The sequence below is a fragment of the Streptomyces sp. MGP-P1 genome, from assembly GCF_057766565.1.
This window is the reverse complement of record NZ_JBYMEM010000006.1, coordinates 1-17,896: the sequence shown is the minus strand read 5'-3', so window position 1 is coordinate 17,896 and position 17,896 is coordinate 1. Positions and strand designations below refer to the sequence as shown.

Here is a 17,896-nt window from a genome sequence, read left to right as displayed (position 1 = left end):
CTCTCTCCCGCTTCCGTCGGTCCGGCCCTGTCCCGGCCGTCTACAGCTTCTCGACCGGCGCGTACCGCAGCAGCAGCTTCTTCGGGCGTTCGTCGCCGAAGTCGACCGTCGCCTTGGCCTGGTCGCCGAAGCCCTCGACGGCCGTCACCGTGCCGAGCCCGAACTGGTCGTGCGTGACCCGGTCCCCGGCCACCAGGGTGACCGTCGGCTTCTCCGCGCCGCCGCGCCGGGTCGCGAAACCCGAGGGTCCGGAGCGGGAGCGGGAGGAGGACAGTGAGGACGTGATGCCGGAGGTGGGCCCCGCGGGGGCGGCCATCGGGCCCTTGCGGCGCCAGTCCAGGTGCGCGTCCGGGATCTCCTCCAGGAATCGCGAGGGCGGGTTGTACGAGGGCTGGCCCCAGGCGCTGCGCATCGCGGCGCGGGTCAGGTAGAGCCGTTCGCGGGCGCGGGTGATGCCGACGTACGCGAGGCGCCGCTCCTCCTCCAGCTCCTTGGTCTGGCCGAGGGCCCGCATGTGCGGGAAGACGCCGTCCTCCATGCCGGTGAGGAAGACGACCGGGAACTCCAGCCCCTTCGCCGTGTGCAGGGTCATCAGCGTGATGACGCCGGAGCCGTCCTCGTCCTCGTCGGGGATCTGGTCGGAGTCGGCGACGAGCGCGACCTTCTCCAGGAACTCCGCGAGGGTGCCCGCGCCTTCCTCGTCGCCGCGCTCCTGCTCGAATTCGAGGGCGACGGCGGCGAGTTCCTGGAGGTTCTCGATGCGGGTCTCGTCCTGCGGGTCGGTGGAGGCCTGGAGCTCGGCGAGATAGCCCGTGCGCTCCAGGACGGCTTCCAGCACGACGGCGGGGCCGGCGCCGGATTCGACGATCGTGCGCAGCTCCTCCATCAGCGTGTTGAAGCGCTTGACGGCGTTGGACGAGCGGGCGGCCATGCCGTACGCCTCGTCGACACGGCGCAGTGCCTGCGGGAAGGAGATCTTCTCGCGCATCGACAGGGCGTCGATCATCGCTTCGGCGCGGTCGCCGATGCCGCGCTTGGGGACGTTGAGGATGCGGCGCAGCGGGACGGTGTCCTCGGGGTTGGCGAGGACCCGGAGGTAGGCCAGGACGTCCCGGACCTCCTTGCGCTCGTAGAAGCGCACACCTCCGACGACCTTGTAGGGCAGGCCGACGCGGATGAAGATCTCTTCGAAGACACGGGACTGGGCGTTGGTCCGGTAGAAGACGGCGACGTCGCCCGCCTTGGCGTCTCCCGCGTCGGTGAGCCGGTCGATCTCGTCGGCGACGAACTGCGCCTCGTCGTGCTCGGTGTCGGCGACGTAGCCGGTGATGCGGGCGCCGCTGCCGGCGTTGGTCCAGAGGTTCTTGGGGCGGCGGCTCTCGTTGCGCTCGATCACGGCGTTGGCGGCGGAGAGGATCGTCTGCGTGGAGCGGTAGTTCTGCTCCAGCAGGATCGTCGTCGCGCTCGGGTAGTCCTCCTCGAACTGGAGGATGTTGCGGATGGTCGCACCCCGGAAGGCGTAGATCGACTGGTCCGCGTCGCCCACCACGCACAGCTCGGCGGGTGCGTCGGCCTCCCCGGCCGGGCCGACCAGCTCCCGTACCAGCGTGTACTGGGCGTGGTTGGTGTCCTGGTACTCGTCGACGAGGACGTGGCGGAAGCGGCGGCGGTAGTGCTCGGCCACGTCCGGGAAGGCCTGGAGGAGGTGGACCGTCGTCATGATGATGTCGTCGAAGTCCAGGGCGTTGGCCTCGCGCAGGCGGGCCTGGTAGAGCGCGTACGCCTGGGCCAGGGTCTTCTCGAAGCCGTCCGTCGCCTGCCCGGCGAAGGTCTCCTCGTCGATGAGCTCGTTCTTGAGGTTGGAGACCTTGGCGGTGAAGGACTTCGGCGGGAACTGCTTCGGGTCCAGGTCGAGGTCGCGGCAGACCAGGGCCATCAGGCGCTTGGAGTCGGCGGCGTCGTAGATCGAGAACGACGAGGTGAAGCCGAGCTTCTTCGACTCGCGGCGCAGGATGCGGACGCACGCGCTGTGGAAGGTCATGACCCACATGGCGTTGGCGCGGGGGCCGACGAGCTGCTCGACGCGCTCCTTCATCTCGCCCGCGGCCTTGTTGGTGAAGGTGATCGCGAGGATCTGCCCGGGGTGCGTCCCGCGCTCGGCCAGCAGGTGGGCGATGCGGTGGGTGAGGACGCGGGTCTTGCCGGAGCCGGCTCCGGCGACGATGAGCAGCGGGGACCCGGCGTGCACGACGGCGGCGCGCTGCTCGGTGTTCAGCCCGTCGAGCAGGGAGGCGGAGTCGATCACCGGGCGCGCGTGACCGTCCCGGTAGTACCCGTCCCGGGGCGGCGGGGGCGCGTCGTAGACGCCCCCGAAGAGTCCCTCCGGCACCGCTTCGGGTGCGTGGTCCTCGGGGGGCGGCGGGGGGCCGTCCTCCACGGGCTGGAGGCCGGTCAGGAAACTGTCGTCAAAGAGGCTGCTCATCGCCTCCCGAGTCTAGGCGGCCGGACTGACAACGTTCCGCAGAAGCAGGGAAAGGCCGCTCGCACCACGCCCCCGCCCGTACGCACGGAGACCGGACGTCGACGTTCCGTGAAGGAGCGCCCCGGTCGGAGGGGTGCCCAGCCCCCGATCCGGAAAGGTCACGAAAATGTATCGGGCATATCGCTCATCGTCCTTCCCAGTGGCGGGGCCGGTTGGCTAGCGTGCTCGGTCAGGTGGCCCGTACCTCCCTGAGGCGAACCACGCCTGACGGGCGCCTCTGCCGAATCCGTCCTGCCGGCCCGGCAGCTCGGAACCGGGGACCCACACGCGACACCGGGGTGAATCGGTCCGTGCCCTCGCAGCCGGACCGTAGGACAGCCTTCCGTTCCGTCCGAACCCGACAGCTAACCCGGTAGGCGGTCCACGGAAGGAGATGCCGGTCTTGGCATCGCATCGCAAGCCGCGCACGAAGGTGCGCACCACCACCCCCGCCGTCGGACTGACGACGGCCGCGCTGGCCTCCGTGACGCTGCTCTCCACGCAGAGCGCCACGGCCGTGCCGGCGGAGCCGAAGCCCGCCATCGAGGAAGTGCAGAAGAAGGTCGACGCCCTGTACCGGCAGGCGGGCGCCGCGACCCAGGAGTACAACCGGGCCAAGGCCGCCTCCGCGTCCCAGCGGACGAAGGTCGACACGCTGCTCTCCGACGTGGCGAAGCGGGCCGAGAAGATCAACGAGGCGCGCCGGGCGCTGGGCTCCTACGCGGCGGCCCAGTACCGCGACGGGGGCATCGCGCCCGCGGCGACGTTCTTCCTGGCGGACAACCCGCAGGGGTACTTCGACCAGAGCCGGCTGATGGACCGGGCGACGGAGCGGCAGCAGAAGGCCGTCGACGAGGTCCGTACGCAGCAGGCCTCGGCGGCGAAGAAGCGCGCCGAGGCGGTGAAGAGCCTGGAGACCCTCACCGAGTCGCAGGCCACGCTCGCCTCCAGCAAGAAGGACGTGCAGACCAAACTCACCGAGGCCCGGGGCCTGCTGTCGAGGCTGACCGCCGAGGAGAAGGCGCGGCTGGCGGAGCTGGAGCGCAGGCAGGAGGCCGAGGCGAAGGAGAAGGCGGCGAAGCTGGCCGCCCGGCAGGCCGCGGAGGCGAAGGAGAAGGCCGAGGCCGAGGAGAAGGCCCGCGAGGAGGCGGCGAAGGAGTCCGGCGGCGGTTCGGGCACGGGCTCCGGTTCCGGTACGGGAACGGGAACGGGAACGGGAACGGATCCGGGCTCCGGCACCGGCACCGGTACGGACAGTGGTTACGCCGCCAAGGCGGAGAAGGTCCTGGCCTTCGCCCGCGCCCAGATCGGGAAGCCGTACGTGTGGGGCGCGTCGGGCCCCTCCAGTTACGACTGCTCGGGGCTGACGCAGGCGGCGTGGCGGGAGGCGGGGGTGACCCTGCCCCGGACGACCTGGGACCAGGTGGAGGTCGGGACGCGGGTCGCCACGTCCGATCTGACCCCCGGAGACCTGGTCTTCTTCTACGACGACATCAGCCACGTCGGCATCTACAAGGGCGACGGGATGATGATCCACGCCCCGAAGCCGGGTGCGAACGTGCGCGAGGAGTCGATCTACTCCATGCCGATCTACGGAAGCGTGCGCCCGGCGTAGTGCGTGTTCGGGGGCGGCTTCTCAGCGACCGCCCCCGAACGCCTCAGGTCCAGACCGTGGCGATGAAGATGTTGACGGCCGTCAGTCCGCCGACCGCGGCGAACGCGCCCTTGTCCACCGTCTCGTCGTCCCGCTTGACGTAGACGAGGGCGAGGATCACGACCAGCAGCGCGAGCTTGATGCCGATCTTGACGTTGTTCACGGCCTGGTCGTCGGCCTGATTGAGCCCGACCAGGGCGATGCCGGTGACGAGCATGGTCAGCGCGCCGTGCAGCATGGCGGGGGTGAAGCGGGCGGTGCCCGCTCCCATGGCCTTCATCTGCGTCAGGAAGCCGCCCAGCAGGGAGGCGATGCCGATGATGTGCAGGGCGACGAAGACATTGATGAGTACGTCCATGGCTCCGGAGCCTAGCCAGGGCCAGGGATATGCCTTGCAGTGAGGCACACCTTCCTTGCGCGCTTCCTCCGCTATTGAACGCATTGCCCCGATATATGGGCGCATCGGTGATCAACCAAGACCGCCGAAACGTCATATCAGGGCAATAGCGGTCACGGCGACTCTTTTCCCGGCCCTGGGATTAGCGTCCTTCACGGACCCGCCGGTATCCCCCGGCGGACAGCCGACAGGAAGGATGCCGCCCTCGTGGCAGCCCACCGCAGGTCAGCTCACCGAAAACCCAAGCAGCGCCCGCTCACCGGCTCTGCTGCCCGCACCGCCGCCACCCTGGCGCTCGCCGGGGCCGCCACCGCGGGATCGGTCACCGGGGCGGGCGCGGCCCCCGCCGAACCGGCCCCCACCGCCGCGCAGGTCAAGTCGAAGGTCGACCGGCTCTACCACGACGCCGAGGCCGCCACCGAGAAGTACAACGGGGCGAAGGAGGAGGCGGCCACCGCCACCCGCGCCGTCGACGCCCTGGCCGACGAGGCCGCCCGTCGCACCGCCCGGCTCAACGCCGCCCGGCACGCCCTCGGTTCGCTGGCCACCGCGCAGTACCGCAGCGGAACCCTGGACCCGGCCCTGCAACTGGCGCTCTCCTCCGACCCCGACACCTTTCTGCAACGCGCCTCCCACCTCGACCGGGCGGGCGACCGGCAGAGCGGCCTCCTGCGCGGCATCCAGCGACAGGTCTCCCGGATCACCCGCGTCAAGGCCCGCGCCGACCAGGAGACCGAACGCCTCGCCGCCCGCCGCGCCGAGCTGCGCGAACACCGCACCGCGATCCGCGCCAAGCTGGCCGACGCCCGCAGGCTGCTGGACACCCTGACCGCCGACGAGCGCGCCGCCTACGAGCGCGCCGCCGACGCCCGGGGCGCCGGCGGCCCGGCCCACGCCGACCGCTCGGCCGTCCGCGGCGGTCCGGTCGCGGCCCCCGGCTCCCGCGCCGCCCAGGCCATCGATTTCGCGTACGGCGCGATCGGCAAGCCGTACGTCTGGGGCGCGACGGGCCCGAACGCCTTCGACTGCTCGGGCCTGACCCAGGCGGCCTGGAAGGCGGCGGGCGTGAGCCTGCCGCGCACCACCTACACCCAGATCAACGCCGGACCCAGGGTCCCCCGCGCCGAACTGGCCCCCGGTGACCTGGTCTTCTTCTACTCCGGGATCAGCCATGTCGGCCTCTACATCGGCGGCGGCCAGATGATCCACGCCCCGCGCCCCGGAGCGCCGGTCCGCATCGCGCCCGTCGACCAGATGCCTTTCGCCGGAGCGACCCGGGTGGCATAGTCCGCCGCGCAGGTCCCGATCTCCCGGTGAAGGAATCCCCGTATGACGTCGATGGCGCACGCCGTCCAGGACTACGCCCGGGCGCTCGCGCTGCGCTCCCCGAACCACTACCGGGTGGGCCCGTTCACCGTCCGGCACAACCCGGGCTGGGAGCTGAAGTACGCCAACTACGCCATCCCCGACCGGGACGCGGAACCCACGGCGGACGAGGTGGCGGCCCTGGTCGACGCGTTCGGGAAGCACGAGCGGCTGCCCCGTCTGGAGTTCCTGCCCGCCTGGGCCCCGGCCGTCGAACCGGCCCTGCTGGCCGCCGGTTTCACCGTGGAGAACCGCGCCCCGCTGCTCGTCTGCGGTCGCGAGGACCTCCGGCCGCCGCAACCGGTCGACGGCCTCCGTATCGGCACACCGGTCACCGAGGCCGAGTTCACCGAGGCCGCCCGCGTCCAGCACCACGGCTTCGGCGGCGAGGGCGAGCCCGAGCCGGGAACGATCGACTGGCTGCGCACGGCGGCCACCGGCGACGGGGTCGCCGCACTGGCGGTCCTCGACGGCACCCCGGCCGGGGCCGGCGGCTGCTCGGCCGCGATCGACGGCCTGAGCGAGCTGGCCGGGCTCGCCGTCGCCGCCCGCCACCGCCGCCGGGGCGTGGGCGCCGCGCTCTCCGCCTGGCTGACGGAACGAGCCTTCGACCGGGGCTGCCGGATGGTCTGGCTGGAGCCGGGCGACCCCGACGTCGAGCGGGTCTACGCGGGCATCGGCTACCGCCGGATCGGCGAGAAGGTCAACATCTCGCTGGAGCCGGCCGACCGGTGAGCAGCGGTCTCAGACCAGCCGTCGAGCCGTCGCCCACCGGGTCAGCTCGTGCCGGTTGGAGAGCTGGAGCTTCCTGAGGACCGCCGAGACGTGCGACTCGACCGTCTTCACCGAGATGAACAGCTGCTTGGCGATCTCCTTGTAGGCGTAACCGCGGGCGATCAGCCGCAGCACCTCGCGCTCGCGCTGGGTGAGGCGGTCCAGGTCCTCGTCGACCGGCGGGGCGTCCGTGGAGGCGAAGGCGTCCAAGACGAAGCCGGCCAGACGCGGCGAGAAGACCGCGTCACCCTCCTGGACCCGGAAGACCGAGTTCACCAGGTCGGTGCCGGTGATCGTCTTGGTGACATAGCCGCGCGCACCGCCCCGGATGACGCCGATGACGTCCTCCGCGGCGTCCGAGACGGACAGCGCGAGGAAGCGGACCGGGTTCTCGGCCGTGCCCATCATGGGGGCGCAGCGGCGGAGCACCTCGACGCCGCCGCCACCCGGGAGGTGGACGTCGAGGAGGACGACCTCGGGGCGGGTCGCCGTGATGACGGTGACCGCCTGGTCGACGTCGGCGGCCTCGCCGACCACCTCGACGCCGGTCTCCTCGGTGCGGCCGATCTCGGCCTGCACCCCGGTGCGGAACATCCGGTGGTCGTCGACGAGCACGACCCGTACCCGTCGCTCCGGGCCCCCGGTGGCTTCGGTGTTCTCGGTCATTCGCTCGCCCTCTCCATCTCCAGCTCGACCTCGGTGCCCCCGCCGGGCACCGAACGCAGCCGGGCGCTGCCGCCGTTGCGCTGCATCCGGCCGATGATTGATTCTCGTACGCCCATCCTGTCCCCGGGAACCTCGTCGAGGTCGAACCCCGGGCCCCGGTCTCGTACGGAGACGAAGACCGTGCGGCCCTCTACCTCCGCGAAGACCTGGACGGCGCCGCCCTCGCCACCGTACTTGGCGGCGTTGACCATCGCCTCGCGCGCGGCCTGCATCTGTGCGGTCAGCCGGTCGTCGAGGGGGCAGTCGCCGACCACGACGACCTCCAGCGGGACGCCGTGCTTGTCCTCGACCTCGGCGGCGGCCCGTTTGACCGCCTCCGCCAGGGTCTCCGGCTCGTCGTCCTCGTCCTTGCCGGTGCCCTCGGGGTTGTAGAGCCAGTTGCGCAGCTCGCGTTCCTGGGCGCGGGCGAGGCGTCTGACCTCGCCGCCGTCGTCGGCGTTGCGCTGGATCAGGGTGAGGGTGTGCAGCACGGAGTCGTGGACGTGGGCGGCGACCTCGGCCCGCTCCTGGGCGCGGATGCGCATCAGGCGCTCCTCGGAGAGGTCCTGGGTCATCCGCACCAGGTAGGGGCCGGCGAGCAGGGCGATGCCGGTGAGCACGGCGATGGCCGCGGTGAGCACGTTGCCGAGCTGGGCGGCCGAGCCGCGCACCACCATGAACACGGCGAGCCCGAGGCCGACGAGGGCCACCCCGGCGAGGCCGCGGGCCACGTGCAGCAGCTTGCGGTTGCGGCCGGTCTCCATCCAGCGGGCGCGGCGGGCGTTGTCCGCCTGCCGCCAGACCAGGACGGAGCCCGCGCCGATCAGGAGGGTGGGCCAGATGTAGCGGCCGGCCTCGCTGCCCATGTCGGCGTTGACGACGAACGCGACGGCCCCGATGGTCAGGGCAACCAGCGCGAAGACCTGGCCCCTGTCCGGTTTACGGAGCTTGCGGCGGCCCTCCGCCGACGTCTCGAACACGGAACGCGGGGCGTCGACGCCGCCGACGCCGAGCGGCACGACGATCCAGAACACCGCGTAGAGCACCGCGCCGAGGCCGTCGGTGAAGAACAGCCCGAGGAAGAGGAACCGCACCCAGGCGATCGGCAGCCCGAGGTGTCCGGCGAGCCCGCGCGCGACACCGCCGAGCAGCCGTCCGTCGGCGCTGCGGTAGAGCTTGCGCGGTGCGGGCTCCTCCGGGTCGGCGGTGACGGAGCTGGCGGCTCGGGCGGTGGCGGCTGGCATACCCCGATCGTCACACGTGCGGGCGCGGCGCAACATCAGGGTCGGCCCCCGAAGTGACCCTGATGCTGTCCCCAGCGCACACCTGATGACAGCTCCCGGCCCGGCGCGTGCGCCCCGGCCCCTCAGGGGCGCACGCGGGCAATATCAGGGACCGGCCAGGGTCGGCGCGGGTCCCGGCGGGGGGTCCGGACCGTCACCATGGAGGCATGACCGCTCCCTCGGACGCCGCTCCCGGCGTCGCGCCCCCCGAAGCGCCGAAGCCGACGCTGCGGCGCACCCCGCGACAGAAGGTCGTCGCTGGGGTGTGCGGCGGACTCGGCCGGTACTGCGACGTGGATCCGGTGATCTTCCGGATCGTGCTCGGTGTGCTGTCGGCGACCGGAGGCATCGGTCTGATCTTCTACGGCTTCGCCTGGCTGCTGCTCCCCGCGGACGGCGACGACGAGAACGAGGCGCGCAAGCTGCTGTCGGGGCGGGTCGACGGGGCGTCCCTGGTGGCGCTGCTGCTGGCGCTGATCGGCTGCGGGCTGTTCCTGTCGATGCTGCACAACCGGGACATGCTGGCGTTCGCCGCGCTGCTGACGCTGGCCGTCGTCGGCTTCTCCGTGTGGACGCAGTCCCGGCGGACGGCGGGGGCCCCGGAGGACCCGGCGGCCCCGCCCGGCGCACCGGCGGCCCCGCCCGGCCCCGTACACACGGGCGGGCTCGGCACGCCGCCGCCGGAGGTGAAGGCCCCGCCGACACCGGGCAGTCCGTCGTGGTGGCGGGACCCGATCGTCAAGGACGGCACCACGGGGCCGGCCGGCCCCGGCTATCTGTGGGGTCCGCCGGACACGGACGTCGGCACGGCGCACGCCGGGGCGAAGTCCGGGCGGCCCACTCCGGACGCCCCGTTCCTGAGGCCGCAGCCGTCGCCCGTGGAGCGCGGGCCGCGCTCCATCGGCGGTCCCGTCTTCCTGACGGCGCTGGTGGCGGGCGGTCTGGGCACCGGACTGAGCTGGGAGCAGCAGCCGCTGGGCACCGCCCTCCAGATCGGCCTGGTCGCCGCTCTCGCCGTCTTCGGGCTCGGTCTGCTGATCGCCTCGTCGCTGGGGCGGACCGGTTTCGGCACGGTCCTGATGGCGATGATCACTGCGGGTCTGCTGGCGGGCGCGGCGGCGCTGCCGAAGGACATCGACACCTCGTGGGCGCGCCAGGAGTGGCGGCCGGTCTCGGTGTCGGCCGTCGCACCGCACTATGAGCTGCGCACGGGCGACGCCCGGCTGGACCTGTCCGGACTGAAGGTGGCCAAGGACGCGACCGTGCGCACGGGGCTCGACGTGGCGGCGGGGCGGGCGGCCGTCGTCGTCCCGGCGGACGTGACGGTGAAGGTGCGCGCCGAGGCGGGTCTCGGGGAGATCCGGCTGGAGGAGGGGCAGCGGGTCCAGGTCCGGATCAACAGCGACGAGGCGAAGCGGCGGACGCTGCCGCCGCCCGCGGGCACGAAGCCCGCCGGAACGATCGAACTGGTGCTGGAAGTCGGCATCGGACAGGTGGAGGTCACCCGTGCTGCGTCATGAATTCCGGCCCGGCCGCGCGGTGGCGGGCCTGGCGATGCTGGGCCTGGCCGGCGGGTACGCGGCCGACGCCGCCGGGGCCTGGGAGGTCCCGTGGACGTTCTTCCTGCCGCTGTTCCTCGGCGGGCTGTGGCTGGCCGCGACGGTGACGTGGGCCGCCTACATGCTGCGGCGCCGGCGCGAGGCGAGGAAGGCGTCGGCGGAGAACACGGTGGCGCCCGCGAGCACCAGCGGCAGCCACGCCATCAGATAGGGCAGGTCGTTGCCGTAGTAGTACGGGGTGGCCTGCCAGCTCACGGTCAGCCAGAGGCTCAGCGAGATCAGCGCGCCGCCGAGCGCCGCGAGCCGGGCCCAGAGCCCGACGAGGGTGCCGAGGCCGACGAGGAGTTCCCCGATCGCGATGGCGTAACCGAAGCCCTCGGGGCTCTTCAGCGCCAGGTCGACGAGGGCGGGGATCGCGGAGGAGTCGCGCACCCCGCGCATCATCTCGCCGATGGAGCCGGTGCCGGTCGCGGACAGGAACGCGCTGTCCGTGAGCTTGTCGAGGCCCGCGTACACGAAGGTGACGCCGAGGAAGATACGCAGCGGCAGCAGGGCGTACGTGCCCGCCTGCTCCCTCAGTGTCCTGCGCTCGCCCAGACCGTACGATCCGCCGCCGTAACCGTTCATCACCGCTGCCCTGCTTCCCGAGATCCCGTCACCTCGACCATACGTACGCCCTCGGGGCGCTGCTCACCAGGGCTGGGACGCGATCGGCGGCAGAAATCCGCCCGGCTGTCGGGTGCCGGTCAGTCCGTGACGTCGATCGGGCAGCGGTTGGTCTCCACCCCGGCGGCGGTGACGACCTGGACGTCCACGGTCCCCGGCTCGACCTCGACCGGGACGGGCACGGTGAGAACGGTGTCGGTCGGGTTGGCGAAGCCCCCGGCGACCGGGATGAGCGGTACGTGGACATGGACCGTGCCGATCCGTACGACGAGCCGGGCCAGCCGGTCGGGGCCGCCCGCGCCGGGCGGTACGAAGCCCGCGCCCCGGATCTCGATGTCGTCGCCGGTCCGGATGGGAGCGTCCAGGTCCCCGGCCTCCCGGGCCCGCACGACGGACAGCACGACGGGCCGGCCGCCCTCCGCGTACTTCCCGGCGAAGTAGGTCGCCGCCGAGACCGCCACCAGCAACGCGAGTCCCCACGGCAGATCGGGCAGCTGCTCGGGGCGGCGGGCCAGTCGCACCGCGGCGAACACCACGGCGACGGTGCTGACCAGCACGTACTGCACATCGGTGAAGGAGCCGCGCCCCGAGTCGTCGGTGAGCAGGTCGGCGGCGCGCGGCCGGTCGGCGCGCAGCTTCTGGAGCCGTCGGCCCAGCACCCTTACGGTCACCACGCCCCGCACGACGACGGCGACCGCGCACACGAGCGCCAGCACGGCCACGACCCCGGCGGAGCGCACGAGGTCGAGCCCCTCGATCAGCGCGTCCCTCTTCTCCGGGTCGGAGGCCCCGGCCAGTTGCAGCGCGAGCACGAGAACGGCGAAGACGGCCAGCAGCACCCAGAGCCCGGCGACCGTCCGGGAGGTGGAGAGCCGGTTGTCCTCCCCGATCAGCGGGGCGAGGAGGCCGCCCCGCGCGCGGTGGAAGCGGGCGGCGGCGGTGAGCAGCCCCGCCGTGAGGAGGGCGGCGATCAGCCCGGCGGTACGGGCGGTGGACCAGCCGGCCCCGATCGCGGTGAGGCTCGCACCGACCAGGAGGGCCCCGGCCCCGCCCCAGACGGCGAACAACGTCCCCCGCCAGACCTGGTGGAGCCAGGCGTCACCGGCTTCCCGAGCCCGTTCGGCGACGGTGCGGGCGGAGCCGGTCAGCTCGTCGGACACCCACTGCCGGGACGCGGACGGAGACTGGGCGACCCCGGCGGGGAGCCCCTTGCCCGCCGCCAGTTCGTCCCGTTTGGCCAGGAACGCGGCGACGGCGCGCCGGTGTCCGCGACGGGCTCCGTGCGGGCAGTCGCCACACGTACAGCCGCCGCTGTGCGTGCCGCTCGTCCTGGATTCGTCCAACGCCACGGAGGTTTACGCCCTTTCCCGCCCCGGTACAGCCAACTCACTCGCGATATCCGCGAATTGTGCCGTACCGGACGGCCGTGTGCCGCATCGGGGCGGGCCGGGGGCGCGTGTCGTCGATACGTTCGAGCGATCCGCTGCCACAGGGGCTGGTAGTTGATCCAGGCCACCAGGTCGCCGCCGAGGTGGTCGCGGGCGGTGGAGGCGTCCCGGTGCGAGATGAGGACGGGTTTCCCGGCGGCCCGCGCCGGCAACTGCACCTGGCAGGCGCGCCCCATCGTGAGGAACCACCAGGCCGCCGCGTCCACCGAGCCGCCGACGGTCAGCAGCCCGTGGTTGCGCAGGATCACCGCCTTGTGAGGCCCGAGCGCGGCGGCGATGCGCCGGCCCTCGTCCTCGTCCACCACGACTCAGGCACGGCTACCGGCTCGGACACGGCGGCTCCTCGGGGTCCCTGGGCGTACGGGACCGGAAGTCACCGCCGGGTGGGTCAGGTGGCCAGAGGCGCGACGCCCCCGGGCGTCAGGCGCTGAGCACCAGATAGGCGAGCGTGAGATACGAGCGGTAGCCGCCGTAGTAGCCGGCGCGGCGGGCGTCGATCTCGGCCGTCACCTCGGCGTGCAGCGGATGGTCCGGGTGTTCCAGTGCCCAGCGCTGCCCGCGGCCGATCGGCCCCTCGGACTCGAAGAGGTCCCATTCGCGCTCGTCTGCGACGGTGACCTGGAGCGCGCGCAGCCCGACGGACTCCGCCAGCCGGATCAGCTCAAGCAGCGACCCGAAGTCGCCGTGCTCGGCCCCGATGCCCTCCAGTGCGGCGGGGGTCGGTTCCTTCAGCCAGATCCCCTCGCCGAACAGGACCCGTCCGCCGGGGCGCACGGTGGCGGCGAGGGCGGTGAGGGCCTCACGGGTCGTGCCGGGCCAGGCGTGCGAGGAGCCGATGGAGACGGCGAGGTCGTACCCGCTCTCGGTCCACTCGGCGGCGGGCACCTCGTGGAACCGCACCCGGTTCGCGAGCCCTCGCGCCTCCGCGAGTCTCCGCCCGCGCGCCACTGCGGCCGGATCGGTTTCGACGCCGTCCCCGGTGGAGCCGGGCGCGGCTTCGACGAGCCGCATCAGCAACTCGCCCCAGCCGGAGCCGAGGTCGGTGATCCGCGATCCGGGAGCGGGGTCGCAGGCGGCGATCAGCCGGGCCGCGTGTTCCTCGGAGAGCGGGGTGTTCCAGGTGAGGCGGTCATTGCCGGCGGCGGACACGATGGCGCGGACTTCTTCGGCGGACATGGGGAGGGAGCCTGGCACGGGGGGCGGGGCCCGTGCCAGCGGTTTCCAGGCCCTGTCGTCGAACTCCCGTCGTCGCCCGGAGGGCGGGGCAGACGGGAGTTTGACGACAGGGCCTAGGGGCGGCCTCGGTGGTAGATCTGCGTGAGGTCGATGTCGACCGGGAACGGGACTTCGAGGTTCATCTTCTTGCGGTGGATTCCGGTGGGCGTGTACGTGTCCGTCGCCGGGTCGAGTTCGTAGACGTAGACGACGGGCAGGTCATCCGGTCCCTGCTCGACCCGCCAGAAATGCCTCACCCCCGCCTCGGCGTACTTGCGCGGTTTGACACCTCGGTCCCGGTCCTCGGAGTCGGGCGACACGACCTCGACGGCCAGGACGACGTCCTCCGGCGCATACCAGGTCTGGTCGGCTCCGGTGTCCGCCTCGGCGCGGTACACCAGCAGATCGGTCTCCGGGCGATTTCTGCGGTCCAGCCTGATCGTCATCTCCCGGTCCACGTCCAGATCCGCGGGCACGTGCGTGAGCAGTGCCGTCTCCAGCAACCACATGGCTCGCGTGTGGAACTTACGCTGCGGACTCATGAAGACGAGACTCCCGTCGATCAGCTCGGTGTGGGGCGGGAGGCCCGGAATCCGGTCGAGGTCGTCCGCCGTCCAGCCGCCTGCCGGCGGGACAGGCCACCGGTACGGCTCCTGCTCCTCAACCCCTGGCTCGGGTGCGGCGCTCATAATTACTCCCATACGCCGAAGTCTCGTCTCTTCACTCAGCGTACCCACCCGATACGACAATGCCGCCGCCCAAACGAATGAGCGACGGCATCGACGTTGACCTGAGGGCTCTCAGGAGGCGGGAGGGGTCACTCCCACTCGATCGTCCCCGGCGGCTTGCTCGTCACGTCGAGGACGACGCGGTTGACGTCGGCGACCTCGTTGGTGATCCGGGTGGAGATCTTCGCCAGCGTCTCGTACGGCAGACGCGACCAGTCGGCCGTCATGGCGTCCTCGGAGGAGACCGGGCGCAGCACGATCGGGTGGCCGTAGGTGCGGCCGTCGCCCTGGACGCCCACCGAGCGGACGTCGGCGAGGAGGACCACCGGGCACTGCCAGATGTCGCGGTCCAGGCCCGCCGCCGTCAGCTCCTCGCGGGCGATGGCGTCGGCGTCGCGCAGCAGGTCCAGGCGCTGCTTGGTGACCTCGCCGACGATGCGGATACCGAGGCCGGGGCCGGGGAACGGCTGGCGCTGGACGATCTCCTCGGGGAGGCCCAGCTCCTGGCCGACCATGCGGACCTCGTCCTTGAACAGCTGGCGCAGCGGCTCGACGAGCTGGAACTCGATGTCGTCGGGGAGTCCGCCGACGTTGTGGTGGGACTTGATGTTGGCGGTGCCGGTGCCGCCGCCGGACTCGACGACGTCCGGGTAGAGCGTGCCCTGGACGAGGAAGGCGACCTCCGGACCGTCCTCCTGGAGGATCTCCAGCTGGGCCTGCTCGAAGACACGGATGAACTCGCGGCCGATGATCTTCCGCTTCTGCTCGGGGTCGGAGACCCCGGCCAGCGCGTCGAGGAAGCGCTTCTGCGCGTCGACCACCTTGAGCTTCGCGCCGGTCGCGGCCACGAAGTCCTTCTCGACCTGCTCGGTCTCGCCCTTGCGCATCAGGCCGTGGTCGACGTACACGCAGGTGAGCTGGGAGCCGATGGCCTTCTGGACGAGGGCCGCGGCGACCGCGGAGTCCACGCCGCCGGAGAGGCCGCAGATGGCGCGCTTGTCGCCGACCTGCTCGCGGATGAGGGCGATCTGCTCCTCGACCACGTTGGTCGTGGTCCAGTTCGGCTCGATGCCCGCGCCGCGGTAGAGGAAGTGCTCCAGGACCTGCTGGCCGTGGGTCGAGTGCATGACCTCCGGGTGGTACTGGACGCCGTAGAGCTTCTTCTCGTCGTTCTCGAAGGCGGCGACCGGTACGACGTCGGTGGACGCGGTGACGGTGAAGCCCTCGGGGGCCGCCGAGCAGGCGTCGCCGTGCGACATCCACACCGGCTGCTCGGTGGGGGTGCCCTCGAAGAGCGTGGAGCCCGCCTTGCTGACGTGCAGCGGGGTACGGCCGTACTCACGGGCCCCGTTGTCGTCGACCGTGCCGCCGAGCGTGGTGGCCATCAGCTGGAAGCCGTAGCACATGCCGAAGACGGGCACCCCGGCCTCGAAGAGCGCGCGGTCCAGGGACGGCGCGCCCTCCGCGTACACCGACGAGGGGCCGCCGGAGAGGATGATCGCGCGCGGGTTCTTCGCCAGCATCTCGGCCACCGGCATGGTGGACGGGACGATCTCGCTGTAGACCCGGGCCTCACGGACACGGCGGGCGATGAGCTGGGCGTACTGCGCGCCGAAGTCGACGACGAGGACCACGTCGGCCGTGGCGTCGGGGGCGGCGGGGGGTGCTGCTGGCACGGGAGCGGCCTTCCGGCGGTGGTGAAGGGGGTCGGTTCTTCCGATTCTACCGGCCGTGCGCGGACCCTCCGCCGGGCCGCGGGACGGGGCCGGCGCCCGGGGCCGGTGCCCGTCGCGTCTCAGGATCCGGGCCCCGTTTTGTGGGGGCCGTCGGGCCGGGGCCATACTGTCCCCATGCGTCAGCACACGACCTTCGTCTTTACCTATGGCATCCGGCCCGCCGGCTGCCATGGTCGTGCTGCTTGAGCTACTGACAAGCAACGTTCCAGGCGCCCCGGGCCAGCAGGCCCGGGGCGTCTCGCGTGTCCGGGCCTTCTCGCCCCGGGGGCCGTCACCCCACCGGGAGTCACCACCATGAGCAGCACCACGGACACCATCGCCGGCACCCCCGCCGCCACCCCCGCCGTCACCCCCGCCGAGCTGACCGGCGCCCGCACCGACGAGGCCGCCGTCCTGATCGGCGGCGCCCGGGAGCGCATCGACGCCCTCGACGACCGGATCATCGGCCTCGTCCAGGAACGGATGGCCGTCTCGGCGGTGATCCAGCAGGCCCGCATCGCCTCGGGCGGCCGACGGGTCAACCTCTCCCGGGAGACGGCCGTGCTCGGCCACTACAGGGACGCGCTGGGCAAGCCGGGCACCGCGCTGGCGATGACGCTCCTGGAGCTGTGCCGCGGCCGGGTGTGAGGCTGGTGGGCGGAGCCCGGACGGAACGGTTCTCCGTATGCCGGACGTGGGCCGCATCTGCGTTCGGGACCCGTCTCACCCGTACGGCGCGTGACCGGGGGCGCGGTGCCTTCGTTGAGCCTGATGTCCGTGCCAACCAGGGGCGGCGCCGGTAGGAAACCACGCGTGGCTCCGCCGGGACGTGTGACGTATCTCAGGTACGTCGTGGGACCACATCCCGGCGTAAGTGACCGGTCCGCAGGGGACAGCAGCCCGGTCACCCCATATGCGGCCGTACCCGGGGACGCCCGGGTCGGCCGCATCGGAAGTGTCCCGGCGGAGGCCTGCTCCCCTCCTCCGTCCTTCTCCGCCGCCGGTCAGGCGTGCCGCCCGGCCCGTCGCCGTGCCGCCGCGAACAGCACCAGGCCCCCCGCCAGCGCCGCGGCCGCCGTGCCCGAGGCGAGCAGGGCTGTCGATCCTGTCGAGGCGAGGCCGCCCCCGCCGCCCGCTCCCCCGGTCGTACCCGCCGTGCCGCCGCCGGACGTGGTGGAGGCCGAGGGGCCAGGGGTGCCGGACGGGCTCTCCTCCGGGTCCGGGGCCGAGGTCGGCGGGGTGGACGGTTCGCCGGAGCCGCCGCCGGGGCCGCCCGTCGAGCCGCCGGATTCAGAGCCGCCGCCCTCACCGTTGAGGATCAGGTGCGCGGTGTTGTTGGCGGGCTCGGGGTCGAACGGCAGCGCCGGGTTCTGGGTCCACGTGCTGCGGACGGTCACCTCTCCGCTCGCGCCGATCAGGGCCCTGTCGATCCTCAGCTCGAAGGGCAGTCCGAGGTCGGCCCCGTCCCGCACGGTCATCGAGGTGTCGCATACGTAACGCGGTGCGGGGCTGTTCTGGTCCTCGCGGTACTTCCCGTCGGCGGTCACCGCACGGCAGCGGTCCGGCTTCGCGGTGACCGACGCGCCCTGCGGGACGGTGAAGTCGAGCGTGGCGACCGGCTCGCCGGAGCGGAGGTGGCCGATCCAGGCGGGGCCCTCGTTGCGGAAGCCGATGTCGGCCTTCACCGTGGTCCCGGCGGCTCCGGACGCCTCGTCGCCGTACGCGACGAAGTCGGCCGTGTTCTTCGACAATGAAGCGGCGCACGAAAAACGCGAAAGCGTTTCACGATAAATGCGAAAACGACTACTTTCTGCCTTTGCGAGGTTAATATCGGCTGGCGACTGAACGAAGTAGATGTACACAACA

General features: G+C 72.1%; 15 protein-coding genes, 2 pseudogenes and 1 riboswitch. Of the genes and pseudogenes, 6 read left to right on the top strand and 11 right to left on the bottom strand.

Annotated elements, in window-relative coordinates; genetic code table 11:
• Window positions 1–40: 40 nt before the first annotated feature.
• A complete protein-coding gene (pcrA, locus tag AC3CH1_RS15820; RefSeq protein WP_488463533.1) occupies window positions 41–2,482 on the bottom strand; it encodes a DNA helicase PcrA in 2,442 nt (813 codons plus the stop codon).
• A gap of 268 nt (window positions 2,483–2,750) precedes the next feature.
• Window positions 2,751–2,917, top strand: a riboswitch (cyclic di-AMP (ydaO/yuaA leader).
• Here pcrA and AC3CH1_RS15815 point away from each other — a divergent pair.
• Entirely contained in the window at window positions 2,916–4,136 is a 1,221-nt protein-coding gene (locus tag AC3CH1_RS15815) for a C40 family peptidase (RefSeq protein WP_488463532.1), read from the top strand. Its footprint overlaps the riboswitch before it by 2 nt.
• A 43-nt stretch (window positions 4,137–4,179) precedes the next feature.
• On the opposite strand, the gene AC3CH1_RS15810 is transcribed toward AC3CH1_RS15815, so the two are convergent.
• Window positions 4,180–4,533 (bottom strand): hypothetical protein, encoded by a 354-nt coding sequence (locus AC3CH1_RS15810; RefSeq protein WP_488463531.1) that lies wholly within the window; start codon window positions 4,531–4,533, stop codon window positions 4,180–4,182.
• Window positions 4,534–4,779: 246 nt separating this feature from the next.
• Between AC3CH1_RS15810 and AC3CH1_RS15805 the strand changes: the two genes are divergently transcribed.
• Both AC3CH1_RS15805 and AC3CH1_RS15800 read left to right on the top strand, forming a co-directional pair.
• Window positions 4,780–5,859 (top strand): C40 family peptidase, encoded by a 1,080-nt coding sequence (locus AC3CH1_RS15805; RefSeq protein WP_488463530.1) that lies wholly within the window; start codon window positions 4,780–4,782, stop codon window positions 5,857–5,859.
• Window positions 5,860–5,901: 42 nt separating this feature from the next.
• Window positions 5,902–6,672 carry a GNAT family N-acetyltransferase gene (locus tag AC3CH1_RS15800; RefSeq protein WP_488463529.1) on the top strand — a complete coding sequence of 257 codons (771 nt, stop codon included), beginning with the start codon at window positions 5,902–5,904 and terminating at the stop codon, window positions 6,670–6,672.
• 9 nt (window positions 6,673–6,681) lie between these two features.
• Here the strand turns inward: AC3CH1_RS15800 and AC3CH1_RS15795 are convergent, their stop codons facing one another.
• Window positions 6,682–7,377: a LuxR C-terminal-related transcriptional regulator gene (locus AC3CH1_RS15795; protein WP_007450924.1), complete on the bottom strand. Its 696-nt coding sequence runs from the start codon at window positions 7,375–7,377 to the stop codon at window positions 6,682–6,684.
• A complete protein-coding gene (locus AC3CH1_RS15790; RefSeq protein WP_488463528.1) occupies window positions 7,374–8,660 on the bottom strand; it encodes a PspC domain-containing protein in 1,287 nt (428 codons plus the stop codon). The genes AC3CH1_RS15795 and AC3CH1_RS15790 overlap by 4 nt, the downstream gene beginning before the upstream one ends.
• A gap of 206 nt (window positions 8,661–8,866) precedes the next feature.
• Here AC3CH1_RS15790 and AC3CH1_RS15785 point away from each other — a divergent pair, with 206 nt between their 5' ends.
• Together AC3CH1_RS15785 and AC3CH1_RS15780 are read left to right on the top strand one after the other, a co-directional pair.
• On the top strand, window positions 8,867–10,219 hold the full coding sequence (locus AC3CH1_RS15785; protein WP_488463527.1) for a PspC domain-containing protein: 1,353 nt from the start codon (window positions 8,867–8,869) through the stop codon (window positions 10,217–10,219).
• Window positions 10,206–10,469, top strand: a complete 264-nt coding sequence (locus tag AC3CH1_RS15780; RefSeq protein WP_030628728.1) for a hypothetical protein — start codon at window positions 10,206–10,208, stop codon at window positions 10,467–10,469. The genes AC3CH1_RS15785 and AC3CH1_RS15780 overlap by 14 nt, the downstream gene beginning before the upstream one ends.
• On the opposite strand, the gene AC3CH1_RS15775 is transcribed toward AC3CH1_RS15780, so the two are convergent.
• From AC3CH1_RS15775 to guaA, 6 genes and pseudogenes are all read right to left on the bottom strand, one after another.
• A complete protein-coding gene (locus AC3CH1_RS15775; RefSeq protein ID WP_217222332.1) occupies window positions 10,376–10,885 on the bottom strand; it encodes a DoxX family protein in 510 nt (169 codons plus the stop codon). The genes AC3CH1_RS15780 and AC3CH1_RS15775 overlap by 94 nt on opposite strands.
• A gap of 119 nt (window positions 10,886–11,004) precedes the next feature.
• Window positions 11,005–12,273: a hypothetical protein gene (locus AC3CH1_RS15770; RefSeq protein ID WP_488463526.1), complete on the bottom strand. Its 1,269-nt coding sequence runs from the start codon at window positions 12,271–12,273 to the stop codon at window positions 11,005–11,007.
• 116 nt (window positions 12,274–12,389) lie between these two features.
• Window positions 12,390–12,680 (bottom strand): annotated as a pseudogene (locus AC3CH1_RS15765) (class II aldolase/adducin family protein); the annotation flags it as partial.
• 112 nt (window positions 12,681–12,792) lie between these two features.
• Window positions 12,793–13,548, bottom strand: coding sequence for an SAM-dependent methyltransferase (locus AC3CH1_RS15760; protein ID WP_488463525.1), 756 nt, complete (start codon window positions 13,546–13,548; stop codon window positions 12,793–12,795).
• 113 nt (window positions 13,549–13,661) lie between these two features.
• Window positions 13,662–14,276 carry a Uma2 family endonuclease gene (locus AC3CH1_RS15755; RefSeq protein WP_488463524.1) on the bottom strand — a complete coding sequence of 205 codons (615 nt, stop codon included), beginning with the start codon at window positions 14,274–14,276 and terminating at the stop codon, window positions 13,662–13,664.
• Window positions 14,277–14,404: 128 nt separating this feature from the next.
• Window positions 14,405–15,991, bottom strand: coding sequence for a glutamine-hydrolyzing GMP synthase (gene guaA, locus AC3CH1_RS15750; protein WP_488463523.1), 1,587 nt, complete (start codon window positions 15,989–15,991; stop codon window positions 14,405–14,407).
• Window positions 15,992–16,345: 354 nt separating this feature from the next.
• Here guaA and AC3CH1_RS15745 point away from each other — a divergent pair, with 354 nt between their 5' ends.
• A complete protein-coding gene (locus tag AC3CH1_RS15745; RefSeq protein WP_488463522.1) occupies window positions 16,346–16,678 on the top strand; it encodes a chorismate mutase in 333 nt (110 codons plus the stop codon).
• A gap of 356 nt (window positions 16,679–17,034) precedes the next feature.
• Here the strand turns inward: AC3CH1_RS15745 and AC3CH1_RS15740 are convergent.
• Window positions 17,035–17,778: pseudogene (locus AC3CH1_RS15740) on the bottom strand (peptidase); the annotation flags it as partial.
• Window positions 17,779–17,896 lie beyond the last annotated feature (118 nt).